17 protein-coding genes are annotated in these 19,983 nt (G+C 76.1%); 6 read left to right on the top strand and 11 right to left on the bottom strand.

Annotated elements, in window-relative coordinates; translation table 11 throughout:
- Positions 1-154 precede the first annotated feature (154 nt).
- Positions 155-1,324 carry an ROK family protein gene (locus OG335_RS00900; protein WP_405008998.1) on the bottom strand — a complete coding sequence of 390 codons (1,170 nt, stop codon included), beginning with the start codon at positions 1,322-1,324 and terminating at the stop codon, positions 155-157.
- 57 nt (positions 1,325-1,381) lie between these two features.
- Between OG335_RS00900 and OG335_RS00895 the strand changes: the two genes are divergently transcribed.
- Together OG335_RS00895 and OG335_RS00890 are read left to right on the top strand one after the other, a co-directional pair.
- Positions 1,382-2,455 (top strand): Gfo/Idh/MocA family oxidoreductase, encoded by a 1,074-nt coding sequence (locus OG335_RS00895; RefSeq protein ID WP_405008997.1) that lies wholly within the window; start codon positions 1,382-1,384, stop codon positions 2,453-2,455.
- The gene (locus OG335_RS00890) at positions 2,452-2,922 is read left to right on the top strand and encodes a heme-degrading domain-containing protein (RefSeq protein WP_405008996.1); all 471 of its coding nucleotides are present in this window, start codon (positions 2,452-2,454) and stop codon (positions 2,920-2,922) included. The genes OG335_RS00895 and OG335_RS00890 overlap by 4 nt, the downstream gene beginning before the upstream one ends.
- 180 nt (positions 2,923-3,102) lie before the next feature.
- On the opposite strand, the gene OG335_RS00885 is transcribed toward OG335_RS00890, so the two are convergent.
- The 3 genes from OG335_RS00885 to OG335_RS00875 form a co-directional block, all read right to left on the bottom strand.
- Positions 3,103-3,870 (bottom strand): class I SAM-dependent methyltransferase, encoded by a 768-nt coding sequence (locus OG335_RS00885; RefSeq protein ID WP_405008995.1) that lies wholly within the window; start codon positions 3,868-3,870, stop codon positions 3,103-3,105.
- 148 nt (positions 3,871-4,018) lie between these two features.
- On the bottom strand, positions 4,019-4,909 hold the full coding sequence (locus OG335_RS00880; RefSeq protein WP_405008994.1) for an NAD-dependent protein deacetylase: 891 nt from the start codon (positions 4,907-4,909) through the stop codon (positions 4,019-4,021).
- 144 nt (positions 4,910-5,053) lie between these two features.
- Positions 5,054-5,224 (bottom strand): hydrophobic protein, encoded by a 171-nt coding sequence (locus OG335_RS00875; RefSeq protein ID WP_405008993.1) that lies wholly within the window; start codon positions 5,222-5,224, stop codon positions 5,054-5,056.
- Positions 5,225-5,498: 274 nt separating this feature from the next.
- On the opposite strand from OG335_RS00875, the gene OG335_RS00870 reads away from it, so the two are divergent.
- Positions 5,499-7,952 (top strand): ATP-binding protein, encoded by a 2,454-nt coding sequence (locus OG335_RS00870; protein ID WP_405008992.1) that lies wholly within the window; start codon positions 5,499-5,501, stop codon positions 7,950-7,952.
- A 43-nt stretch (positions 7,953-7,995) separates the two neighbouring features.
- Here the strand turns inward: OG335_RS00870 and OG335_RS00865 are convergent, their stop codons facing one another.
- The 4 genes from OG335_RS00865 to OG335_RS00850 all read right to left on the bottom strand — a co-directional run bounded on the left by OG335_RS00865 (position 7,996) and on the right by OG335_RS00850 (position 11,500).
- Positions 7,996-8,412, bottom strand: coding sequence for a response regulator (locus OG335_RS00865; RefSeq protein ID WP_405008991.1), 417 nt, complete (start codon positions 8,410-8,412; stop codon positions 7,996-7,998).
- Positions 8,409-10,250, bottom strand: coding sequence for a PP2C family protein-serine/threonine phosphatase (locus OG335_RS00860; protein ID WP_405008990.1), 1,842 nt, complete (start codon positions 10,248-10,250; stop codon positions 8,409-8,411). Before OG335_RS00860 ends, OG335_RS00865 begins: the two co-directional genes overlap by 4 nt.
- A 147-nt stretch (positions 10,251-10,397) precedes the next feature.
- Entirely contained in the window at positions 10,398-10,865 is a 468-nt protein-coding gene (locus OG335_RS00855) for an ATP-binding protein (protein ID WP_405008989.1), read from the bottom strand.
- Between the two features lie 275 nt (positions 10,866-11,140).
- The gene (locus tag OG335_RS00850) at positions 11,141-11,500 is read right to left on the bottom strand and encodes a hypothetical protein (RefSeq protein ID WP_405008988.1); all 360 of its coding nucleotides are present in this window, start codon (positions 11,498-11,500) and stop codon (positions 11,141-11,143) included.
- 313 nt (positions 11,501-11,813) lie between these two features.
- On the opposite strand from OG335_RS00850, the gene OG335_RS00845 reads away from it, so the two are divergent.
- A complete protein-coding gene (locus OG335_RS00845) occupies positions 11,814-12,299 on the top strand; it encodes a hypothetical protein (protein ID WP_405008987.1) in 486 nt (161 codons plus the stop codon).
- A gap of 21 nt (positions 12,300-12,320) precedes the next feature.
- Here the strand turns inward: OG335_RS00845 and OG335_RS00840 are convergent, their stop codons facing one another.
- From OG335_RS00840 to OG335_RS00830, 3 genes are all read right to left on the bottom strand, one after another.
- Complete coding sequence (locus OG335_RS00840) at positions 12,321-13,913, bottom strand: MFS transporter (RefSeq protein ID WP_405008986.1); 1,593 nt, start codon at positions 13,911-13,913, stop codon at positions 12,321-12,323.
- Positions 13,914-14,125: 212 nt separating this feature from the next.
- Entirely contained in the window at positions 14,126-15,739 is a 1,614-nt protein-coding gene (locus tag OG335_RS00835; RefSeq protein ID WP_405008985.1) for an FAD-dependent oxidoreductase, read from the bottom strand.
- A gap of 93 nt (positions 15,740-15,832) precedes the next feature.
- Positions 15,833-17,815 (bottom strand): FtsX-like permease family protein, encoded by a 1,983-nt coding sequence (locus tag OG335_RS00830; protein ID WP_405008984.1) that lies wholly within the window; start codon positions 17,813-17,815, stop codon positions 15,833-15,835.
- 157 nt (positions 17,816-17,972) lie between these two features.
- On the opposite strand from OG335_RS00830, the gene OG335_RS00825 reads away from it, so the two are divergent.
- Positions 17,973-19,265, top strand: a complete 1,293-nt coding sequence (locus OG335_RS00825; protein WP_405008983.1) for a sensor domain-containing protein — start codon at positions 17,973-17,975, stop codon at positions 19,263-19,265.
- On the top strand, positions 19,238-19,981 hold the full coding sequence (locus OG335_RS00820) for a response regulator transcription factor (protein ID WP_405008982.1): 744 nt from the start codon (positions 19,238-19,240) through the stop codon (positions 19,979-19,981). The genes OG335_RS00825 and OG335_RS00820 overlap by 28 nt, the downstream gene beginning before the upstream one ends.
- Positions 19,982-19,983: the final 2 nt, after the last annotated feature.

The raw sequence follows: 19,983 nt of genomic DNA, 5'->3' as shown, positions 1-19,983 counted from the left end.
GCACGCCGTGCCGTGGCCCGGCTGCGGCCGAAAACCCCACGGACGGCCCTGGTGGAGCGCCCCGGAGGTGTCGCCCGCCGGTCTCCCAGACGGTGGCCCGGCGCTCCGCCGGGGCCCGTGCGGGCCCTCGGCCCCCGCCGGGCCCGGGACGGCGTCAGCCGAAGACCCGCGCCAGGATCAGCCCGGCGGCGCCGAGGGCGACGGCGTCCGGACCGGACGGGGCGACGGAGACGGTGACGGACTGCCAGGCGGGATCCGGCAGGCGGGCGGTGAGGACGCGGCGGATCCCGGCGAGGTAGACCTCCGGGGCGTCCAGGACCTCGCGGCCGCCGAGGACGATCTCGTCCAGGTCGAGGAGCCGGACGAGGTTGGCGAGGGCCTCGCCGAGGACGCCGGCCGCCGCCTCGGGTGTGGCCGCGGCGGCCCAGAGCGCCTCGACGCAGCCGGTGCTGCCGCAGCGGCAGCGGGGGCCCGCGGGGTCGAGGACCTGGTGGCCGAACTCGCCGGCGTTGGTGCGGGCGCCGCGCTGCACCGCACCGCCCAGGACGAGGCCCGCGCCGAGTCCCTGGTCGAGGTGGACGAACGCCCGGTTCGGCGAGCCGAGGCCGCTGAGCACGCCCGCCGTGCTGTCCTTCTCGATGAGCCCGGGCAGGCCGAGGCGCCGGGCGATCTCGTCGCGGAGCGGAAGCCCGTCCCAGGCCCGCATGCCGGTGACCTGGTGCAGGACCCCCGCGTGCTGGTCGAGCGGGCCGGGCAGCGCCACACCGACACCGAGCACGTCGGCCCGCGGCAGGCCGGAGAGCAGCAGGTCGACCTGCTCGGCCAGCAGGTCGAGCACGCGGGCCGGGCCCCAGGCGGCGAGGTCGATCGGCAGCCGGCGCACCGCGGCCGCCCGCCCGGTCAGGTCCGCGCGGAGCACCGTGAGCGTGTCACGGCCGAGCTGGACACCGACGGCCCAGCGGGCCTCGGGCACGAGGGACAGCAGCGTGGGCGGCTTCCCGCCGGTCGACGCGCCGCGGTGCGCCTCCACGAGCAGGCCGTCCCCGGTCAGCCGGTGCACGATCTTGCTGATCGCCTGCGCGGTCAGACCGGACTCGCGGGCGAGCTCGACCCTGCTGGTCCCCGCCGGGCCGGCCGCCCGGACCAGCGCCAGCACCGCGGCCGCGTTGTGGTCCCTGAGCGTGGAGAGGTTCGCGCCGGAAGGCGCGATGGGCGCCGCGCCGGGACCGGCCGGCCGGCCCGGCACGGGGGAGGTGCGCGGTGCGGGGTCCGGCGGGGTGCCCGGCGGGGAGCCTGCTGCGGGGTCGGGGGAGCGGGAGGTCACGGATCGATTATGCGACACGCTTGCGACTTAATCCACACTGTTGTTTAACTGGACCCCATGGCAAACAGCACTCCGAACACCCCCTCTGCCGCGCCGTTCCGCGTCGGCCTGATCGGCTACGGGATCGCGGGCTCCGTCTTCCACGCACCCCTCATCGCCACCACCCCCGGGCTGCACCTGGCCGCCGTCGTCACCACGGACCCGGAACGGCGCGAGCAGGCCGCGGCCCGGTACCCCGGGGTGCAGTTGCTCTCGACCACCGACGAACTCTGGCCGCTCGGCCTCGACCTGGTGGTCGTCGCCTCGCCCAACCGCACCCACATCCCCCTCGCCACCGCCGCGCTCCGGGCCGGCGTCCCCGTCGTCGTCGACAAGCCGCTGGCGGCGACGGCGACCGAGGGCGCGGCACTGGCCGACCTCGCCGAGTCACGCGGCCTGCTGCTGAGCGTCTTCCAGAACCGGCGCTGGGACGGCGACTTCCTGACCGTCGGCGAGCTCGTCCGGTCGGGCAAGCTGGGCCGCGTGCACCGCTTCGAATCGCGGTTCGAGCGCTGGCGGCCCCGGCTCAAGGGCGGCTGGCGCGAACTCGGCGATCCCGCCGAGGTCGGAGGACTCCTCTACGACCTGGGCAGCCACCTGGTCGACCAGGCCCTCACGCTCTTCGGCCCGGCCGCGTCCGTCTACGCCGAACTGGACGTCCGCCGCGACGGTGCGGCCGTCGACGACGACTCCTTCGTCGCGCTCACCCACGCCGACGGCACCCGCTCCCACCTGTGGATGAGTGCGACCGCCGCCGACCTCGGCCCGCGCTTCCGGGTGCTGGGCAGCGAGGCCGCCTACACGAGCCGCGGCCTCGACGGCCAGGAGGACGCCCTCCGGGCCGGACGCACGCCCGCCGACGAGGGATGGGGCGTCACCCCGGAGTCCGAGTACGGGCAGCTGGGCACGGTGGACGGCGCGGTCGCCCACCCCACCCTGCCGGGCGCCTACCAGAACTACTACGCGGGCGTCGTGGAAGCCCTGCACGGCCGCGCCCCGGCGCCGGTCGAGGCGCGCGAGGCCGTCTCCGCCCTCACCGTGCTGGAGGCGGCGAGCCGCTCCGCCGCCGAGGGCCGGACGGTGCGGCTGTGACGACCACCGCCGAACTCGTCGAGCAGGAACGCCGTCTGCAGTTCACCCGCTTCACCAACGAGGACGCCTGGCTGCTCGGCTGCCTGCTGGTGGAACTCGCCCGGGAGCGCGAACTGCCCGTCACCGTCGACATCCGCCGCGGCGAGCAGCAGCTCTTCCACTTCGCCCTGCCCGGCACCAGCGCGGACAACGACGCGTGGATCGAACGGAAGACCCGCGTGGTGCGGCGGTACGGGTCCAGCTCCTACCTCGTCGGCCAGCGCTTCCGCGACGCGGGCGGCACCTTCGAGGAGAAGTCCCGCCTGGACCCGGACCGCTACGCGGCCCACGGCGGCGCCTTCCCGATCGTCGTCGCACACGTGGGACCGGTCGGCACCGTCGCGATCTCCGGCCTGCCGCAACTGGACGACCACAAGCTGGTGGTCGAAGGGCTCGAACGCTACCTGGAGGCCGACCTGCCGGGGTGACCGACCGGCCCGCCCGGCGACCGGACCCGCTCGTCCCCCGCCCCACGGGGTCGGGGACGAGCCCGTCGGCCCCGCGGGGCTCGCCGTTCGCTGCTCGCTGCTCGCCGTTCGCTGCTCGTCCTCAGCCACGGCGAGGTGCCGAAGCAAGCCCGGACCCGCCCCCGCGCACACACCGGCTTCCTACGGCTCGTGGCGTCGGCGGGCGAGATGGACCGTCAGGTCGGCGGCGACCCGAACCGTCCCGGGCAGCACCCGCAGGATCTCCCCGAAGGCCCGCTCCCGCTGCGGGGCCGGCAGCACGAGATAGGCCGAGATGGTCGAGAGCTGGCCGACGTAGTCGTGCGCACTCATGGTCGAATGCCTTTCGACCACGGACTGCTGAACGTCGGTGAACCACTCGGACCGTTGGAGCTCCGTACCCGGCCACTGCATGTCGTGCCCCGGAGGCGTGCCGTCCGGGGACGGCACCTCGTCGCTCTCCAGAAAGGGTGCGCGCGCCGCGCGGACGGCCTCCTCGACGGCGGGGTCGGTCAGCTGGATCGGCCCGCCGAACGAGGCGAACACGCCCCCCGGCTCCAGCAGCCCGGCGATGCGCGACCACCGGCCCTCCGGACTCGTCCAGTGCAGCGCCGCCGCGGCGAAGACCAGCCCGTACCTCTCGCCGGGCCGCAGGTCCTCGAACGCGGCCTGCACCGTCCTGACGCCTGCCGGAACGTGCGTGCGCAGCACGGCGAGCATCGCCCCGTCGGGCTCGGTCGCGGTGACCGCGACCCCCTGCCCGGCGAACAGGCGGGTCGCCTTGCCCGTCCCCGCGCCGATTTCGAGGGCGGTCCGTACCGGCCGACCCGCGTACGCCGCCACCCTGTCGAAAAGCTCCACGGGATACCCCGGCCGGAACCGCTCGTACGCATCCGCCATCGTTCCGAAGCTCAGTGCGCGACCAGACATGCCGAGCATCCTGGCACGAGCCGTACCGTCACGGCCCGGACCTCCACCCCGCCAGCGGTCCCGACGCCCCGTACGGCTCACCGGCACGGCCCCGGGCCGTCCCCCTGCGCGACCAGGGCCGGCCGCGCAGGGGGACGGCCCGGGTCGGTCACCGGACGGTCGGGGCCGTGCCCAGGTGCTCCGCGAGGGTGGTCAGGGCCGCGCCGAGGGGCAGCGAGACCGTGGCGGCGGCGAAGGTGTCGCCACGGGTCGCGCCCTGGTTGACGATCGCCACGGGTGTGCCGTTGCGTGCCGCGCGGCGGACGAACCGCAGGCCCGACATGACGGTGAGGGACGACCCGAGCACGAGGAGCGCGCGGGCGGCGTCGACCAGGTCGAAGCAGCGCTCGACGCGGGGCTTCGGGACGCTCTCGCCGAAGAAGACCACGTCCGGCTTGAGGATCCCGCCGCACGCCGCGCACGGGGCGATGCGGAAGTTCTCCACGAGCGCGTCCGGCAGTTCGACGTCGCCGTCCGGGTTGACGCGGGCGCCGGTGTCCCGCGCGGCGCCGTTCAGCGCGCTCAGGCGCACGTCGAGGTCCTCGCGCGGGCTGGTGCGCCCGCATCCCAGGCAGATGACGCGGTCGAGTCCGCCGTGCAGCTCCACGGCGTCGGGGGTGCCGGCCGCCCGGTGCAGGCCGTCGACGTTCTGGGTGATCACGGCCGTCACGTGGCCGGAGCGGCGCAGCTCCTCGACGGCCCGGTGCCCGGCGTTCGGCTCGGCGCGCGCGATCGTCCGCCACCCGGCGTGACTGCGTGCCCAGTAGCGGCGACGGCCCTCCTCGCTGCTGACGAAGTCCTGGTACGTCATGGGCGGCTGGCGGCGCCGGCTTCCGGTGGCACCGCGGTAGTCGGGGATGCCGGACTCGGTGGACAGCCCGGCTCCGCTGAGGACGGCGACGCCGCGCCCGGCCAGCAGCCGGCGGATCTCCTCCAGGCCGGCGGTCCGCGGTGCGGGGTCGTCGTGGGCGGGTCCGTCGGGCAGCGGGGGGATCTGCATACCGACAGGGTAGATCGCCCGGGGCCGGTCCCCGGCCCGGGTCGGCAGATCGCCGATTCTGCAGCAGCAGCAGCAGCACGCCGCCGGGCCGGGGCACCGCCGACAGCGGTGGCGCCCCGGCCCGGCGGCCGTCGTGGTGAGGTGTTACCAGCGGTACCAGCGGCCGCGCGAGCCGCCGGCGTTGGTGCCGCGGGCGACGAAGCCGAGCAGCCAGAGGACCAGGACGATGACGGCTATCCACCACAGCGCCTTGACGGCGAAACCGAGGCCGAACAGCAGGACGGCGAGCAGCAGGACGAGGACGAGAGGAAGCACGGGGAACTCCTTGCCGGTGGTGATCGTGTGACGGGAGTCCTGCTGCCCGTCCCCGGTCGTGACATGCGGGGGAATCTTCGACGGGATCCGGGGCAGACACCCCGCCCACGTGCACCGGCACGGCACGGCACGGCCCGGCACCGGCCCGGCACAGCGCGGCGCGGCGCACGGGCCGTGGCAGCGCGTGCGGCTGCTGTTACGGTGCGAGACCTGCCCTGCTGCCCCTGACGGGGCGATGCGGCCGAGGTACGAGGTACGAGGAGTGAGCTGATCCGTGGGAAACGGTGACTGGCTGTCCGACCGGGCGCGGGACGCCGAGGGCGCCGCCGGCGGCGGCTTCGACCTCACGGAGTGCGTCCGTGAGCCGATCCACCTGCTCGGCGGGGTGCAGTCGTTCGGTGTGCTGCTGGCCGTCGACCGGGTGACCGGCCTGATCGACACCGTGTCCGGCAACACCGCCGACCTGCTCGGTGTCGCGCCGGACGACCTGCTCGGCCGCGCCGCCGCCGACCTGCTCGGCGCGGACGTGCTGGCCGAGGCCGCGGACCTCGCCGCCGAGGCCGGCGACGCTGCCGTACTCCTGCCGGGCCGGGTCCGCCCGGGCCCGCGCCCCGATCCCGCTTCCGGTCCCGGTCCCGCTCCCGCTCCCGGTTCCGGCTCCTCGGGAGGTGCACCGGCCGGGTCCTTCGAGGCCACGGTGCACCTCCGCGACGGCCTGCTCGTCCTGGAGCTGGAGCCCGCCGCGGACGCGGCCCCGCCCGACCCCGCCTTCCACCGCCGCATCCAGCAGTCGCTGGTGCGCATCCGTCGGGCCGCGACCGTCGGCGAGTGCTGCGCGGCCGCCGTACGCGAGGTGCGGGCGCTCACGGGGTACGAGCGCGTCGTCGCCTACCGCTTCGAGGACGCGGACGGGCCGGGCGAGGTCGTCGCCGAGGACATCGCGGACGGGTTCGAACCCTGGCTCGGCCTGTGGTTCCCGGCCAGCGACATCCCCCCGCAGGCCCGGCGGCTGTACCGACGGAACTGGATCCGCGTGATCGGCGACGTCGACGACCGCACGGTCGGCCTGCACCCGCCCACCCGCCCGTCGACGGGCGCACCGCTGGACCTCTCCTCCGCGGCCCTGCGGACGGTGTCGGAGTTCCACCTCGAGTACCTGCGCAACATCCGGGTCCGTTCCTCGATGTCGGTGTCGGTCCTGTGCGACGACGAGCTGTGGGGGCTGATCGCGTGCCACGGCAGCGAGCCGCGCTGGCTGTCGCCCGACGTCCGTACGGCCTGCGAGCTGTTCGGCGCCGCGCTCTCCGTCCAGCTGGCCGCCCTCGCCGACCGCGAGCGCGTGGCGGCGCTCGACCGCAGCCGCACGGCGATCACCGAGCTGCTCGGCGAACCGTCCGACCCGCACCCCGGCACGCTGCGCGGACGCATCGACGGCCTCCTCGCCCTCGTCGAGGCGGACGGCGTGGTCGTCTCCCACGAGGGCGGGACGACCACCGCGGGGCAGGACGTCCCGGCCGGGTTCACCGAACGGCTGCACGCCCTCGCCGGGAGCCTGCGCCCGGGCGAGCTGTGGGCGACCGACCGGCTGGCGGAGGCCGACGGGCCCGATGCCGAACCCGCCCCCGGCACGCCGGCCGGTGTGCTGCTGCTGCCCTTCGCGGGCGAGGGCAGCCTGATCGCCTGGCACCGCGGCGAGTGGCCGGTGACCCGCCGCTGGGCCGCGGACCCGGCCCTGCCGGTGCGCCTGGGGCAGCACGGCGAACGCCTCACCCCGCGCGGCTCCTCCGCGGTCTTCCGCGCGACCGTCCGCGGCCGGAGCAGGCCCTGGACGGACGTCGACACGGCGACCGCCCGGGCGGTGAGCCGGACCGTCTCCGGCCTGATGCTGCGCCACGCCGCCTGGACGGCCGAGCTCAACCGGCGCCTCGCCCGCAGCAACGCCGACCTCGACGCGTTCGCGCACGCCGCCGCCCACGACCTCAAGGAACCGCTGCGCGGCATCTCGAACGCAGCGAGTTTCATCATGGAGGACGCCGCCGGCGCACTGGACGCGGTCAGCCGCCGCCGGCTGCACACCGTGCAGCGGCTCGCCGCCCGGATGAACGGCCTGCTCGACTCGCTGCTCCACTACTCGCAGGTCGGGACGGGCGGGCTCAGCCGCGGGCCGGTGCCGCTGGAGGACTCGCTGCGGGAGGCGCTGGAGATCGCCGGCGAGCGGCTGGCCGAGCAGGGCGTGTCCGTGCTGCGGGGCCGGCTGCCGGTGCTGTCCGCCGACCCGGACCGCCTGCAGGAGGTGCTGGTCAACCTGCTGGTGAACGCCGCGAAGTACGCGGGCGAGCAGGTGCCGCGGACGGTCTTCGTCGGTGTGGAGGAGCGGATCCCGCCGGAGGGCGGCGGACCGTTGGAGACGGTGGTGGTGCGCGACAACGGCATCGGGGTGCCGGAGGACCAGCAGGACGAGGTCTTCGGGCTCTTCCGCCGGCTCCACCGACGCGACGAGCGGGGCGGCGGATCCGGTGCCGGGCTGGCCATCGTGCGGCGCATCGTGGAGCGGCACGGCGGCCGGATCTGGCTGGAGAGCCCGCCCTCCGGTGGCACGTCCGTCTGTTTCACGCTGCAGGAGGGCGACGGGGCGCCGTCCGACCCGGCACCCGCGGACGTTCCGGACGTGCCCGGAAACCCGGACGCGCCTGGTGACCCGGACGCGCCCGTGGGCCCGGGAGCCTGAACGGCCAGTGGGCCGGGTCACGGCCCGGGCCATGGCCCCCCGGTCAGTCCTCCGGGGGGCCGGTGAGCCAGAAGTCGACGGCGCTGCCGAGAACCGTCCGGAAGAGCTCGAAGTTGAGGGGCTTGAAGACGTAGCTGTCCGCCCCGGCCGCGTAGCAGGCGTCCACCTCGGCGGGGGCCGTCGACGAGGTGAAGACGACCACCGGCAGCCCGGCCAGCTCGGCCCGAGCCCGGATGTCGCGGAGCAGCGCGTGGCCACCGCGGCCCGGGAGGTTCAGGTCGAGCAGCACCAGGGCGGGGCGCTCCGCCGCGGTGTCCAGCAGCCTCGGCACGACCGTGTCCGGGTAGGTCGCGAACTCCAGGCGCACCAGCGGGTGCGAGCGGCCGAGCGCGCGTTCGACGGCCTCCGCGTCCTCCTCCGAGTCCTCCACCACGAGGACCAGACCCTCCTGCGGCGTCATCGCGCTCCCTGCCCGTCGTCGGTGGGGTCCGTGGGGTCCGTGCGGTCCGTGCGGTCCGTGGGGCCGGTGGGGGTCACCCGTACGGCCAGGACGGCCATGTCGTCCGCCCCGGTGGTGCGGAAGGCGAGTGCGGCGCGGGCCAGTTCCGTCACCAGTTTCTCCGGCGCCAGCCCGGCGAGACCCGCGAGCACCCCGGGCAGCCGTTCCTCGAAGAAGGTGCCGTCGGCCGAGCGGGACTCCGTCACCCCGTCGGTCAGCAGGACGGCGGTGTCGCCGGGCCGCAGGTGGCACCGGGTCTCGGCGACCTCGTGGTCGTCGAGGACGCCGAGCAGCAGGCCGCCCGCCGTGTTGAACACCTCGACCGTGCCGTCGGCCCGTACGGCGTAGCCGGGCGGGTGTCCCGCGCTCGCCGTCCGCATCCGGAACGAACCGTCGCCGACCGGGGCGAGGCGGGCCACCACGGCGGTGACGAACCGTGAGGCGGCGTTCGCGCGCAGGGCCCGGTTCAGCCGGCCGAGGGCGGGCGCCGGTGCGCAGCCGTCCTCCAGCAGGGTCCGCAGGGTGTGGCGGGCCAGACCGGTGAGGGCGGCGGCCTGCGCGCCGCGGCCGCACACGTCCCCCACGACGAGCGAGAGTTCGCCGTCGGGGCCCGGGACGGCGTCGTAGAAGTCGCCGCCGACGTCGAGCCCGGCGTCGCCGACCTCGTAGGCGCTGGCGAGTTCGAGTCCGGGCATCCGGGGCAGGGCGGCGGGCAGCAGATGGCGCTGCAGCGACATCACATGGAGCCGGCGCTGCTCGTAGAGGGTGGCGTTGTCGATGGCGAGCGCCGCCCGCAGGGCGAGGTCGGCCAGGAACGCGGGGGAGGGGACCAGCCGGGGGTCGCGGTCGTAGGCGAAGGTGATGGCCCCGAGCGTGCGGCCGCGGGCCCGCAGCGCGTTGACCGTCACCACCTGGCAGGGCACCGGGCCGCCTGGCGCGAACGGGCCGTCCGCGAGGTCCGCCCCGGCCAGCAGCAGTCCGCCCGGGCCGGCGGTCGCCTCGCGCAGCACGCGGCCCGTCCACGCCTCGTCGCGGCCGACGGCGGCGAGCCTCTCCTGCGCGGCGGCGGCGAGATGGGCGACGGCGACCAGCTCGGGCCGCCCCTGCGGCCAGAGGTGGACCAGACAGCCCTCGGCGACGGCGGGCACGGCCATCCGTGCCACCCGCTGGAGCGTCTCGTGGATGTCGAGCGACGCGTCCATCTGCAGCGACGCCTCCGCGAGGAGGGCGTCCCGGGCCTGGCGCCGGTCGTTCTCCCGCTCCCGCAGCACCCTGGCGTTGCAGGCGTCCACGGTGTCACAGGCCTGCGCCAGCATCGTGTGCAGCCCGGCGGGCGGCGGCGCACCGGGACCCACGCCGACGACGACGGCCGCCCGGTCGCCGTCCTCCAGCACCACCACGCACTCGACCAGCAGGGCCGCGCCCGCGGACCGCCACACCCCGAGTTCGGGCCGGTCGTCCCGCTCCGCCTCCGCGATCCCGAACTCACGCACCTCGCGCCGCCCCCGTGGCTCCCCGGTGCCGGTGCGGACCCGCCCCGGCGGCCGCCGCGTCTGTACGGGCGTGGTACCGGCCACGGTGCTGCCGCGCACGTAGCGGGCGCGTCCGGAGGCGTCGTAGCGGCACCCGGTCACCACCAGCACACCCGGTACGGCGAGCAGCAGGTCGTAGATCTCCACGGACAGTGCGGTGACGTCGGGCGCGGCGTCCGCGGCGAGCCACAACCGGTGAAGGCCGGCTGCCCAGCCCTCCGCGGGAGCGGCGTCCGCGGGATCGGCGATCCACCCCGGCTCTTTCACTGCACGTGCCTCCCGGACGCTCGGCCGGACCGTCCGGTCGGACACTCCCGGACCGGTCAGGAAGCCTATCGCGGTGCGACGCGGCGCGACGCACCGTACGGGGACGATGGCGTGCGGCGCCCGTCGGACCGGTGTCCCCGTGTTCGGTCATACGGCCGGGCCCCTGGTCGCCGCGGACTGCTGCTGCGGGACCTGCGGGACCTGCGGGATCTGCGGGATCTGCGGGACCTGCGGCACCTGCTGCCGGGCGGTCCACAGCGCGCGGACGGTCTTGCCGCCCTCCGCGTGCGGGAGGACGTCGAGCCGGGTGGTGAGGCGTTCGGCGAGGTGCCAGCCCATGCCTCCGCCTCCCGTGAGGTCAGGGGGGCGTGGCTGCGGGATCCGCGGGCTGTGGTCGACGACGTCGGCGACGAGGCGGTCCGGGAACGCGGCCAGTGCCAGCCGCCAGCCGCCGGTGGCATGGCGCACCGCGTTGGTCAGGAGCTCGGAGAGCACCATCAGCACGGCCTCCTCGTCGGCCCACGGGCAGTGGGCGCGCAGGTGGGCGGCGGCCACTCGTCTGGCCTGCGCCAGGGTGTGGGAGACGGAATCCGCAGTGATCACTTCCTCCTGCATGGCCGCTTCCCTTCTGTCCCTACCGTCCGCGCTGTCCGTGCCGACCCGTGGTGTCCGGTCCTGCTCGTGCGTGTGCCCCGAAGGAAGGAAGGCACGCGGTGGTCCGGGGGACGGTGTGGGCCCGTTCCGGCGGACCGTCCGTCCACGACGGGCAGGTCGGCCGGGCGGGGTCGCGGCAGGACCCGCGCAGCAGCGGCCCGGCGGATGCGGCGGCGGTGGCGGCACGGGCGGTGCGGGCGGTGCGGCGGCCCGGTGTCCCGCCGACCGGACCGGTGCTACCAGGTGGGGCCTCCGACGGTGACCGCGGCGACCAGCAGGCGCAGCACCCCTGCGGCGGCCGCGGCGGGGAACTGCGCCGGGTGCGCGAACGGCCCCGCGACGAGGAGCACGGCCTCGTGCGTGCGCGCCGCGCGCCGCCAGTCGCGGCCGACCAGCACGTCGCCCTTCCACCACACCTGCCCGCCCGGCCGCTGCACGGTGACGAGCGGCGTGTCCAGCAGGACGCTCCATCCCGCAGCCGGAGTGGCCAGGGACTCCGGGCCGTCCTGCTGCCGGGCCCAGCCGTCCCCGGCGTCGAAGCCGTCCTCGGCGGGGGCGGCGCCCAGCGGCATGACCAGGGCCGCCCGCTGGTGCACGAGCTCCGGCCACGGACCCGCGGGTGGTAAGGCGATGGTGTCCACGTCCCGTCCTGATCCCCCTTCACGGGCGTCGGCGTGCGGTCCGGGGGAGGCCCCCGACGGCCCGCCTCGCCCGTACGCGCGCGATGTGCCGGACACGACGGTCCCGGTCGGAACCCCGTGCGGGCAACGCGCACTGATTGTGCATCGGTTGACGCGGGCACGCACCGTTGCGTCCTCGCAACCGCATCCGGCGTCCGGACCGTCCGGCTCTCCGGGCGGGCCATCCGGAAGGCAAGCAGCAGGTCCCGCGGCCGGGCGGAGGAAGGGCATGCCCTACGGTGGACCGCCGGATGCGGTCGCGAGGACGGAGCGGTGGGTGGACGTGCCGGTGCGGTTCCTGGTCGGCCTGATGCGTGACCAGGTCGTGCCGAGGTTGGCGCTGGCCCGGGCCGGTCGGCGGTCCGCGGCGTTCACCCGGGGCAGCGGCGTGCGGGTGCCGTGCCGCCTGGCGACGGATTCCCGGCTGGACCTGCTGGACGCCCGCTCGTCCGGCACCCTCCGGGTGGAACCGGGTGCGGCGTCCGTGCGGTTCACCGGCCGCCGCGCGGGGCGCGAGGTCGGCGTGCCGGCCGGAGGCCGCGTCGTGGTGGTCACCGCGGCCGAGCCGGACCGGTTCGCCGAGAGGGTCCGGCGCACGGTGACCCGCTACGAGAGCGTGCCGGGACGTCCGGTCTGGATCGAGACCACCGCCCACGACGCGCCGCTCGTCCAGCGGGCGCTGACGGGCAGGGCGGGCGTCACGCCCGCCGGGTAGCGCCGTGCGCGGCCCGTCCGGTCAGCGCTCCGTGGAGGGCTCTTCCCGGCGGGCCGCGTGCGCGTCCTTCCGCCGGGCGGGCGGGGCCAGGCGCCAGACGAGCGGCATGACCAGCGCGGCCACCAGCGCGAGGAGGCCGGACAGCGCGATGGCCCGGCCGGTGCCGACGGCCTGCACCTCGTGGAAGGCCGCGGTGATGGCGTCACGGGTGGCCTGGTCCACCGAGGACATGATCTGGGAGGCCAGCGCCGAATCCGTCACCGCGTTGCCCAGCTGGTCGGCGTCGGCGTCCGACAGGCCGGCTGCCTTGGCGCGGTCGACCGCCTGGTGCGACTCCACGGCCTGCTGGACGGCGACCGTCACGGCCACGCCGAAGGCGCCGCCGAGCATGCTGGTCACCTTGAACATGCCGGAGGCCGTCCCGGCGAGCTCCTCCGGCGGGCCGGCCACCGCGGTGTCGGACAGCGGGATCGACATCAGGCCGAGGCCCGCGCCGAGCACGAGCAGACCGGCGGCCAGGATCGCGTACGCGTAGTGCCGGCCGATGATCGCCGCGATCAGCGTGCCCGCGCCCAGCAGCAGCAGACCGGCCACCACGGGCAGCCGGGCGCCGCGCCGGGCGGCGACCCGGCCGCCGTACGGGTTGAACAGCAGGATCGTCACGGTGGAGGGCAGCAGCAGGAGGCCCGCCGTGACCGGGCCGTACCCGCGGACCTCCTGGAGGTACAGCGTGAGCAGGAAGCTGACGCCCGCGAAGACGATGTTCATCACGGAGTTGGCGACGAGGGCGCCGCAGAACGGCCGGGACGAGAAGAGCCGGAGGTCGACGAGGGGATCGGCGAGGTGCTTCTGCAGGAGCACGAAGACCACGGCCAGCACCACCGAGCCCACCAGCAGGCCGATGATCACGGGGTCGTCGAAACCCTCCTCCTGCCCGGCGGTGCACCCGTAGAGCAGGCAGAACGCCGCCAGGGCGCTGGTGACCAGGCCCAGCAGGTCGATGTGCCGCGAGGCGCGCGGGTCGGTCGACTCGACCGCCGCGCGGTGCACCAGCCACAGGCCCACGAGGGCCAGCGGAGCGTTGATCCAGATCGTCGACCGCCAGCCGAGCACGCCGGTGAGGACGCCGCCGACGGCCGGGCCCGCGGCCTGCCCGACCCACGCGACGGCCATCCAGGCCCCGAACGCCTTCGGCTGCTCCTCCGGCGGGAACATCGGCGGGATCAGCGCCAGCGTGGCGGGCAGGATCATGGCGGCGCCGACGCCCATCGCGGCACGGCCGACGATCAGGCCGGTGACCCCCGGAGCGAACGCCGCCACCAGCGAGACGGCACCCATCACCACCAGGCCGATCTCCAGCATCCGCTTGCGGCCGAACACGTCGCCCAGCCGGCCCCCGGCGAGGACGAGGGCGCCGGTGGAGAGGCTGAACGCGTTGTTGGCCCACTGCAGATCGGGCAGCGACACCGCCAGCTCGTCCGCGATGGTCGGCACGGCCACGCCGAAGTCCGCGAACGACAGCCACACCATGCCGGCGGCCACGCACATGCCGGCGAGGGCCGTCCCGCGTTTCTCCGAGTAACCGTCGAGCGACGCGGTGGTCGAGTGGGCCATGGGGGCGGGGCTCCCGTTCTTCGGCCGGCCGGTGGCCGGGGGCGGACCACCCAACTATCCGGGCGGGCGGCTCCGCCCGGGCCGCGACACCCGCGCCGCCCACCCCGGCTCCGCCGAACGGCCCCGCCGTACGGCTCTGCCGAACGGCCGCGCGGTCGGCCGACGGGCCGCCCCGGCAGCGGGACGCACGTCAGCGGTCGGCGCCCCACGCTTCAGCGACCGGTGCCCGGCGGCGGGTGTCCGCAGGCGCGGTCGAGGTCGTCCCGGTCGCAGAGCTTGACGCGGCTGCCCCGTCCCAGCTCGGCGGCGAGCTGCTGCTCTCGCTCGTCGATGCCCAGCCACTCCGTGTAGCTCACGGGCCGCACGCCGCGCTCCGCCAGCAGGTCGGTCAGCCGCGGCGCCGCGCCGGCGGAGGGCGACGGCAGCCCGACGGGACCCGCCGCCCGGTCCGCGAGGAGCGAGCGGACGGTCTGCGCCGCGTCGGACCGGTTGCTGCCGATCACCCCGGTCGGCCCCCGCTTCAGCCACCCGGCGACGTACTCGCCCGGCCGCGGCGAGCCGTCGGGTCCCAGGACCCGCCCCTCGGCGTTGGGCACGACCGAGTGGCGCTCGTCGAACGGCACCCCGGGCAGCGGGGTGCTGCGGTAGCCCACCGACCGCAGCACGAGCTGCACCGGGAGCACCGTCCGCAGGCCGGTGCCGACCAGAAGGCCCGCCTCCGTCGTCCTGGTGCGCTCGACGAGGAGGGCCTCCACCCGGCCGGTGCCGAGGATCTCCACCGGCCGCGTCCAGAACCGGAACACCACCCGCCGAGGCAGGCCCGGGTGCCGTTCGTCCGGGGTTGTGTGGTCCGGGAGTGCGCCGTCCGGTGGTGTGCGAGCCGCCCACCCGGCGAGCACCGCCGTGATGTCGCGGATCCGGCGGTCGGACGCGGCCAGCCGGCTGCTCGCGCCGGTCGGGTCGAAGGCGTCGAGGTCGGTCGCGGACGCGTCCACGACGACGTCGGCGCCAGGCAGTTCGCCGATCGCGCGCAGCTCCCTGGTGGTGAACCGGGCCTGCGCCGGGCCGCGGCGGCCGATGACGTGGACCTCCCGGACCCGGCTGGCCACCAGTGCGGCGAGCACCCGCTCGGGCACGTCGGTGTCGCGGAGGGCGGCCGCGGGCTCGGCGAGGATCCGGGCCACGTCGAGTGCGACGTTGCCCGTCCCGATCACCGCGACGGACCGCGCGTCGAGGGTGAAGCCGTCCCCGTCGGCGTCGGGGTGCCCGCAGTACCAGCGGACGAAGTCGGCCGCGGCCGCACTCCCCGGCAGGTCCTCGCCGGGCACTCCGAGGCGCCGGTCCAGGCTCGCGCCGGTGGCGTACACCACCGCGTCGTAGCAGTCGAGGAGCATGGCGCGATCCAGGTCCGTGCCGAAGCACAGGCCGCCGAGGAACCGGACGTGCGGGTCTTCGAGGACCTGTCGCAGGTGGTCGGCGATCGACCTGATCGACGGATGGTCGGGCGCCACGCCGTAGCGCACCAGGCCGTACGGCGTGGGCAGGCGTTCGAGGACGTCCACCTCGACGCCGTCGGCGCCGCCGTCCTGCGCCGGAGCCTGCTTCAGCAGCGCCTCGGCGGTGTACAGGCCGGCCGGGCCGGAGCCGACCACGGCCACCCGCAGGCCCGCGCGGGCCGTACCGCCCGGGCCGCTCGTACCGCCCGGGCCGCTCGTACCGCCCGGGCCGCTCGTACCGCCCGCACCGTCCGTCCGGCCCGCGCGGCCGGTCCGGCCCGCAGGGCCGGAGGGGGCGGCGGTCGCCACCTGCGCGGGCGGCGTACGCACCGTTAACCGCTCCCGGCGGGCGACCTCGTCGGACACCTGGCCATGCCTTCATGGTGCCACCGCCGGACCCGGGCCGGGTGCGCCCGCCCCGGGTCAGCGCGCCGCCGCGACGACCGGCCGCCCGCGCAGCGCCCACACGGTGGACAGCGCCGCGCACGGGACGGCCAGCAGCGCGAACGCCGCCGTCACCAGGCTGATCGGCTGCCACGGCAGCGCCACCGGTGCGGGCACCCCGAGCAGGGCCAGTGCCGCGTGCATGCTGCCGATCTGGACGGCCGCCACGCCGCAGCCGATCACGGCGCCGACGGCGACGACCAGCACCGACTCGGCGGTGACCAGCCGCACCACCTGGCTGCGGGTGGCACCGGCGAGGCGGAGCAGCGCGAGCTCGCGGCGGCGGTCGGCGGTCGCCATGACCAGGGTGTTGACGAGGGCGATGGCGGTGTAGACCAGGGCCAGGCCGAGCACGAGGACGGCACGCAGCCGGACGATCCGGGCGTTCTCCGTGCCGCTCGCGGCGAGGAGGTCGCCGCGGTCGGCGACGGCGGCACCGTGCGCGGCGGCGGCGCCGACGAGGAGCCGGGTGGCGGTGGCACGGTCGGCGCCGGGCGCGAGCCGCACGTCGATCCGGTCGACGCGGGCGCCGGGCGCGTTGCGGGCGGTCACGTACAGGCCGTTGTCGCCGAGTCCGTCGCGCAGGACGGCGGCGACGCGCAGGGTCCTCCGGGTGCCGTCCGCGAGGACGACCTCGACCGGCGCGCCGACGGTGCGGTGCTCCCACTCCAGGGGCAGCACGATGCCGTCGTCGTCGAGACGGGCCACCGAGCCGGTGACCACGGGCAGCCGGGCGACCACGGCCAGGGCGGCGGGATCGGCCGTCCGCGCCTCGCTCCGGACGACGGTGCCGTCGGCCTCGACGATCGCGAGCCGGGTGGGCCCGGTGGGAGAGACGACCGTGCCGGGCACCGCGCGCAGCGCGTCGGTGAGCGCGTCGGTGGGCGTGTCGGTGGTCGCCGCGGTCGCCGCGGTCACGGCGGTCGCGGCGGGTGAGCCGGGCGCGCCGGGGAGACCGCCGGTGGTACGGGCCTGCGGGGTGACGACGAAGTCGGCCGCGGTGCGCGCCAGGGCCTCGGCCGCACGGGCCTCGCCGACGGTGCCCAGCGCGCCGGCCAGCGAACCGGTCAGCGCCACCGACACCAGCACGGGTGCGGCGATCGCGCCGGTGCGGCGCAGCGCCGCCGAGGCGTTCTCCCGGATCAGCCGTCCGCCGCAGCGGGTCCAGCGGGCGGGGAGGTGGGCGAGCAGCCGCAGCACCGGCCGGGCGATCACCGGCGCGAGCAGGCCGCAGGCGGAGATCAGCACCATCGGCTGCACGGTGTACGTCTTGCGGTGGAGCAGGTCGGCCGGATCCGTGACCAGGCCGGAGGCGATCATGACCGCGGCCGTCAGCAGCAGTCCGAGGCCCCACAGCAGGCGGCCGCCGGTCATCACGCCGGTGTCCAGGTCGGCCGAGTGCAGCGCGTCCAGCGGCCCGAACCGTCCGGCGCGCCGGGCGGCCACGGCCACCCCGCCCAGGGCCACCAGCAGGCCCGTCCAGAACGCCGCGTGCAGCGGCCACTGCTGGTGGCCGGTCGTGAAGCCGGGCGGCGCCATGCCGACGTCCGCCAGCCACCCGACCATCGCCGGGGCCGCGAGCCGGCCGAGCACGCAGCCCGCCGCGGAGGCGGCCGCACCGAGCACGACGGCCTCCACGAGGACGGTCCGCCGCACCTGGGCCCGGGTGGCGCCCGCCAGCCGCAGCAGGCCGAGTTCACGCCGCCGCTGCGCGACGACGTACGAGAAGGTCGACGCGACGACGAACGCCGACACGAACGCGCTCACCCCGCCCGCCGTGCCCAGGGCCGCCACCAGCGACACCACGGCCTCGCCGCCGGGCAGCGACACCGCCGCGGCCAGGCCGAGCAGCATCACCGCCGTCATCGCGACCCCCAGGGCCAGCGCGACGAAGGCGCCGACCAGTGACACCCAGCGGACCCTCAACGACTTCAGCGCGATGCGCAGCATTCCCATTCGCATGCCGGAAGCCAACCGCCCGCGGACGTCCCGGTCAGCAGGCCTGGCCCTACGGCGGGAGGTAGGGCCAGGCCTACCGCGGCCGGGGCGGCTCCCGCCTAGGGTGGAGGCCGCGACGGCCGCCGGGGCCGGGACGGCGGAGCAGAGCGGGACGGGTCGGATGCGCGACGGAACAGCAGGCGTGTGGCGGGAGTTGGCACACCCGGCGTTCCTCCGGACCACGCTGCCGTGGCGGGCGGCGGGCTACCTGCTGGCGAGCGGTACCGCGGGCCTGCTGCTCTGCGCGGGCCTGCTGGTGGCGGCGACGGCGGCCGGCGTGCTGGCCGTGCTGCTGGTCGGCCTGCCGCTGCTGGCGGCGCTGGCCCTGGTCGGCCTGCCGTTCGCCGCCTGGGAGCGGTGGCTGCTGCGCACGGCGCGGCTGGCCGACCCGGTGCCGGGCGGGCAGCACCTCGTCCCCGGCCGTCCGGGCCTGACGGCCTGGCTCCGGCTGCGTTACCGCGAGCAGGCGACCTGGCGGGAGCTGGGCTTCGCGGTGCTGGCCGCCTTCGTCCTCTGGCCGGTCGACCTGGTCGTCGTCGGCTGCACGCTCGCCGTGCCGGGCTACCTGATCGCCGCGCTGCCGCTGCTCCTCGCGGACGGCGACCAGGTGAACGTGCTGAAGCTCTGGCAGGTCCACTCCCCTTGGGCGGCAGGGGCGTTGACGGTCGCCGGGTTCGCGGCGCTGGCGCTGGCCGGGTATCCGCTGACCCTGGCGGCGGTCGGCCGGGCGGCTCTCGCCCGCAACGTGCTGGCCCCGGCCGGGCAGGAGCTGCGGATCGGTGAACTCGTCAGCTCCCGCGCACGGTTGGTGGACGCCTTCGAGGCCGAGCGGCGGCGCATCGAGCGCGACCTCCACGACGGCGCCCAGCAGCGGCTGGTGGCGCTCGCGATGGCGCTCGGTCTGGCCCGGCTGGACGCCGAACCGGGCAGCGCCCTCGCGGAGCGGCTCGCCGACGCCCACCGGGAGGCCGGCCATGTCCTGGCGGAACTCAGGGAGTTGATCAACGGGATCCACCCGCAGGTGCTCACCGACCACGGCCTGCCGGACGCCTGCACGGACGCCGCCGACCGCTCGCCCGTCCCCGTGGAGGTCGGCTTCGAGCTGCCCGGACGGCTGCCCCCGGCCGTCGAGTCGGCCGGCTACTTCGCGGTGTCGGAGGCGCTCGCCAACATCGCCAAGCACAGCGGTGCCGGGTCCGCCCGGGTCGACGGCCGCCACACCGGAGGGCTGCTCGTCATCGAGGTGTCCGACGACGGCCGCGGCGGCGCCGACCCCGCGCTCGGATCCGGCCTCACCGGCCTGGCCGACCGGGTCTCGGTGCTGGACGGCACCCTGCTGCTGAGCAGCCCGCCCGGAGGCCCGACCCTGCTGCGGATGGAGATCCCGTGCACGCCGATCGGCGCGGCGGCATGAGCGGCCCGGACTCCCTGCGCGGCGGCACGAGCGGCCCGGACTCCCTGCGCGGCGGCACGAGCGGCCCGGACTCCCTGCGCGTCGTCCTCGCCGAGGACGGCGTCCTGCTGCGCGAGGGCCTCGTCGGCCTGCTCGCCCGGTTCGGCCACCGGGTGGTCGCCGCCGTCGGCGACGCCGGGGCCCTGCACGCGGCCGTCGCCGAGCACGCGCCGGACATCGTCATCACCGACGTCCGGATGCCGCCGGGACAGACCGACGAGGGGCTGCGCGCCGCCGTCGCCCTGCGTGGAGAGCGCCCCGGCCTGCCGGTGCTCGTCCTCAGCCAGTACGTCCAGCGGTCCTACGCCGCGCAGCTGCTGGACTCCGGCACCGGCGCCGGGGTCGGCTACCTCCTGAAGGACCGGATCGGCCAGGTCGAGGAGTTCGTGGAGGCGGTCGCCGCGGTGGCGGCCGGGGGCACGGTCGTCGACCCGGAGGTGGTGCGCCGCCTGCTGAGCCGGCGCCGCGACCCGCTGGAGCGGCTGACCCCGCGCGAGCGCGAGGTGCTCGCGCTGATCGCGGAGGGCCGCTCCAACGCGGCGATCTGCCGCGCGCTGGCGGTGTCGGAGGCAGCGGTGGGCAAGCACATCGGCAACATCCTGATGAAGCTCGACCTGCCGCCCGCCGAGGACACCCACCGCCGGGTGCTGGCCGTGCTGGAGTTCCTCCGGGCGTAGCG

The sequence above is a fragment of the Kitasatospora sp. NBC_01539 genome (assembly GCF_045040525.1).
GTDB lineage: Bacteria > Actinomycetota > Actinomycetes > Streptomycetales > Streptomycetaceae > Kitasatospora.
This window is presented reverse-complemented; position numbering and strand designations above follow the sequence as displayed.

Bases quoted from the DNA above. Each gene is read 5' to 3' on its own strand.
- OG335_RS00895 (WP_405008997.1), top strand. From the start codon at position 1,382: ATGGCAAACAGCACTCCGAACACCCCCTCTGCCGCGCCGTTCCGCGTC.
- OG335_RS00885 (WP_405008995.1), bottom strand. From the start codon at position 3,870: ATGTCTGGTCGCGCACTGAGCTTCGGAACGATGGCGGATGCGTACGAG.
- OG335_RS00880 (WP_405008994.1), bottom strand. From the start codon at position 4,909: ATGCAGATCCCCCCGCTGCCCGACGGACCCGCCCACGACGACCCCGCA.
- OG335_RS00865 (WP_405008991.1), bottom strand. From the start codon at position 8,412: ATGACGCCGCAGGAGGGTCTGGTCCTCGTGGTGGAGGACTCGGAGGAG.
- OG335_RS00855 (WP_405008989.1), bottom strand. From the start codon at position 10,865: ATGCAGGAGGAAGTGATCACTGCGGATTCCGTCTCCCACACCCTGGCG.
- OG335_RS00845 (WP_405008987.1), top strand. From the start codon at position 11,814: ATGCCCTACGGTGGACCGCCGGATGCGGTCGCGAGGACGGAGCGGTGG.
- OG335_RS00840 (WP_405008986.1), bottom strand. From the start codon at position 13,913: ATGGCCCACTCGACCACCGCGTCGCTCGACGGTTACTCGGAGAAACGC.
- OG335_RS00830 (WP_405008984.1), bottom strand. From the start codon at position 17,815: ATGCGAATGGGAATGCTGCGCATCGCGCTGAAGTCGTTGAGGGTCCGC.
- OG335_RS00825 (WP_405008983.1), top strand. From the start codon at position 17,973: ATGCGCGACGGAACAGCAGGCGTGTGGCGGGAGTTGGCACACCCGGCG.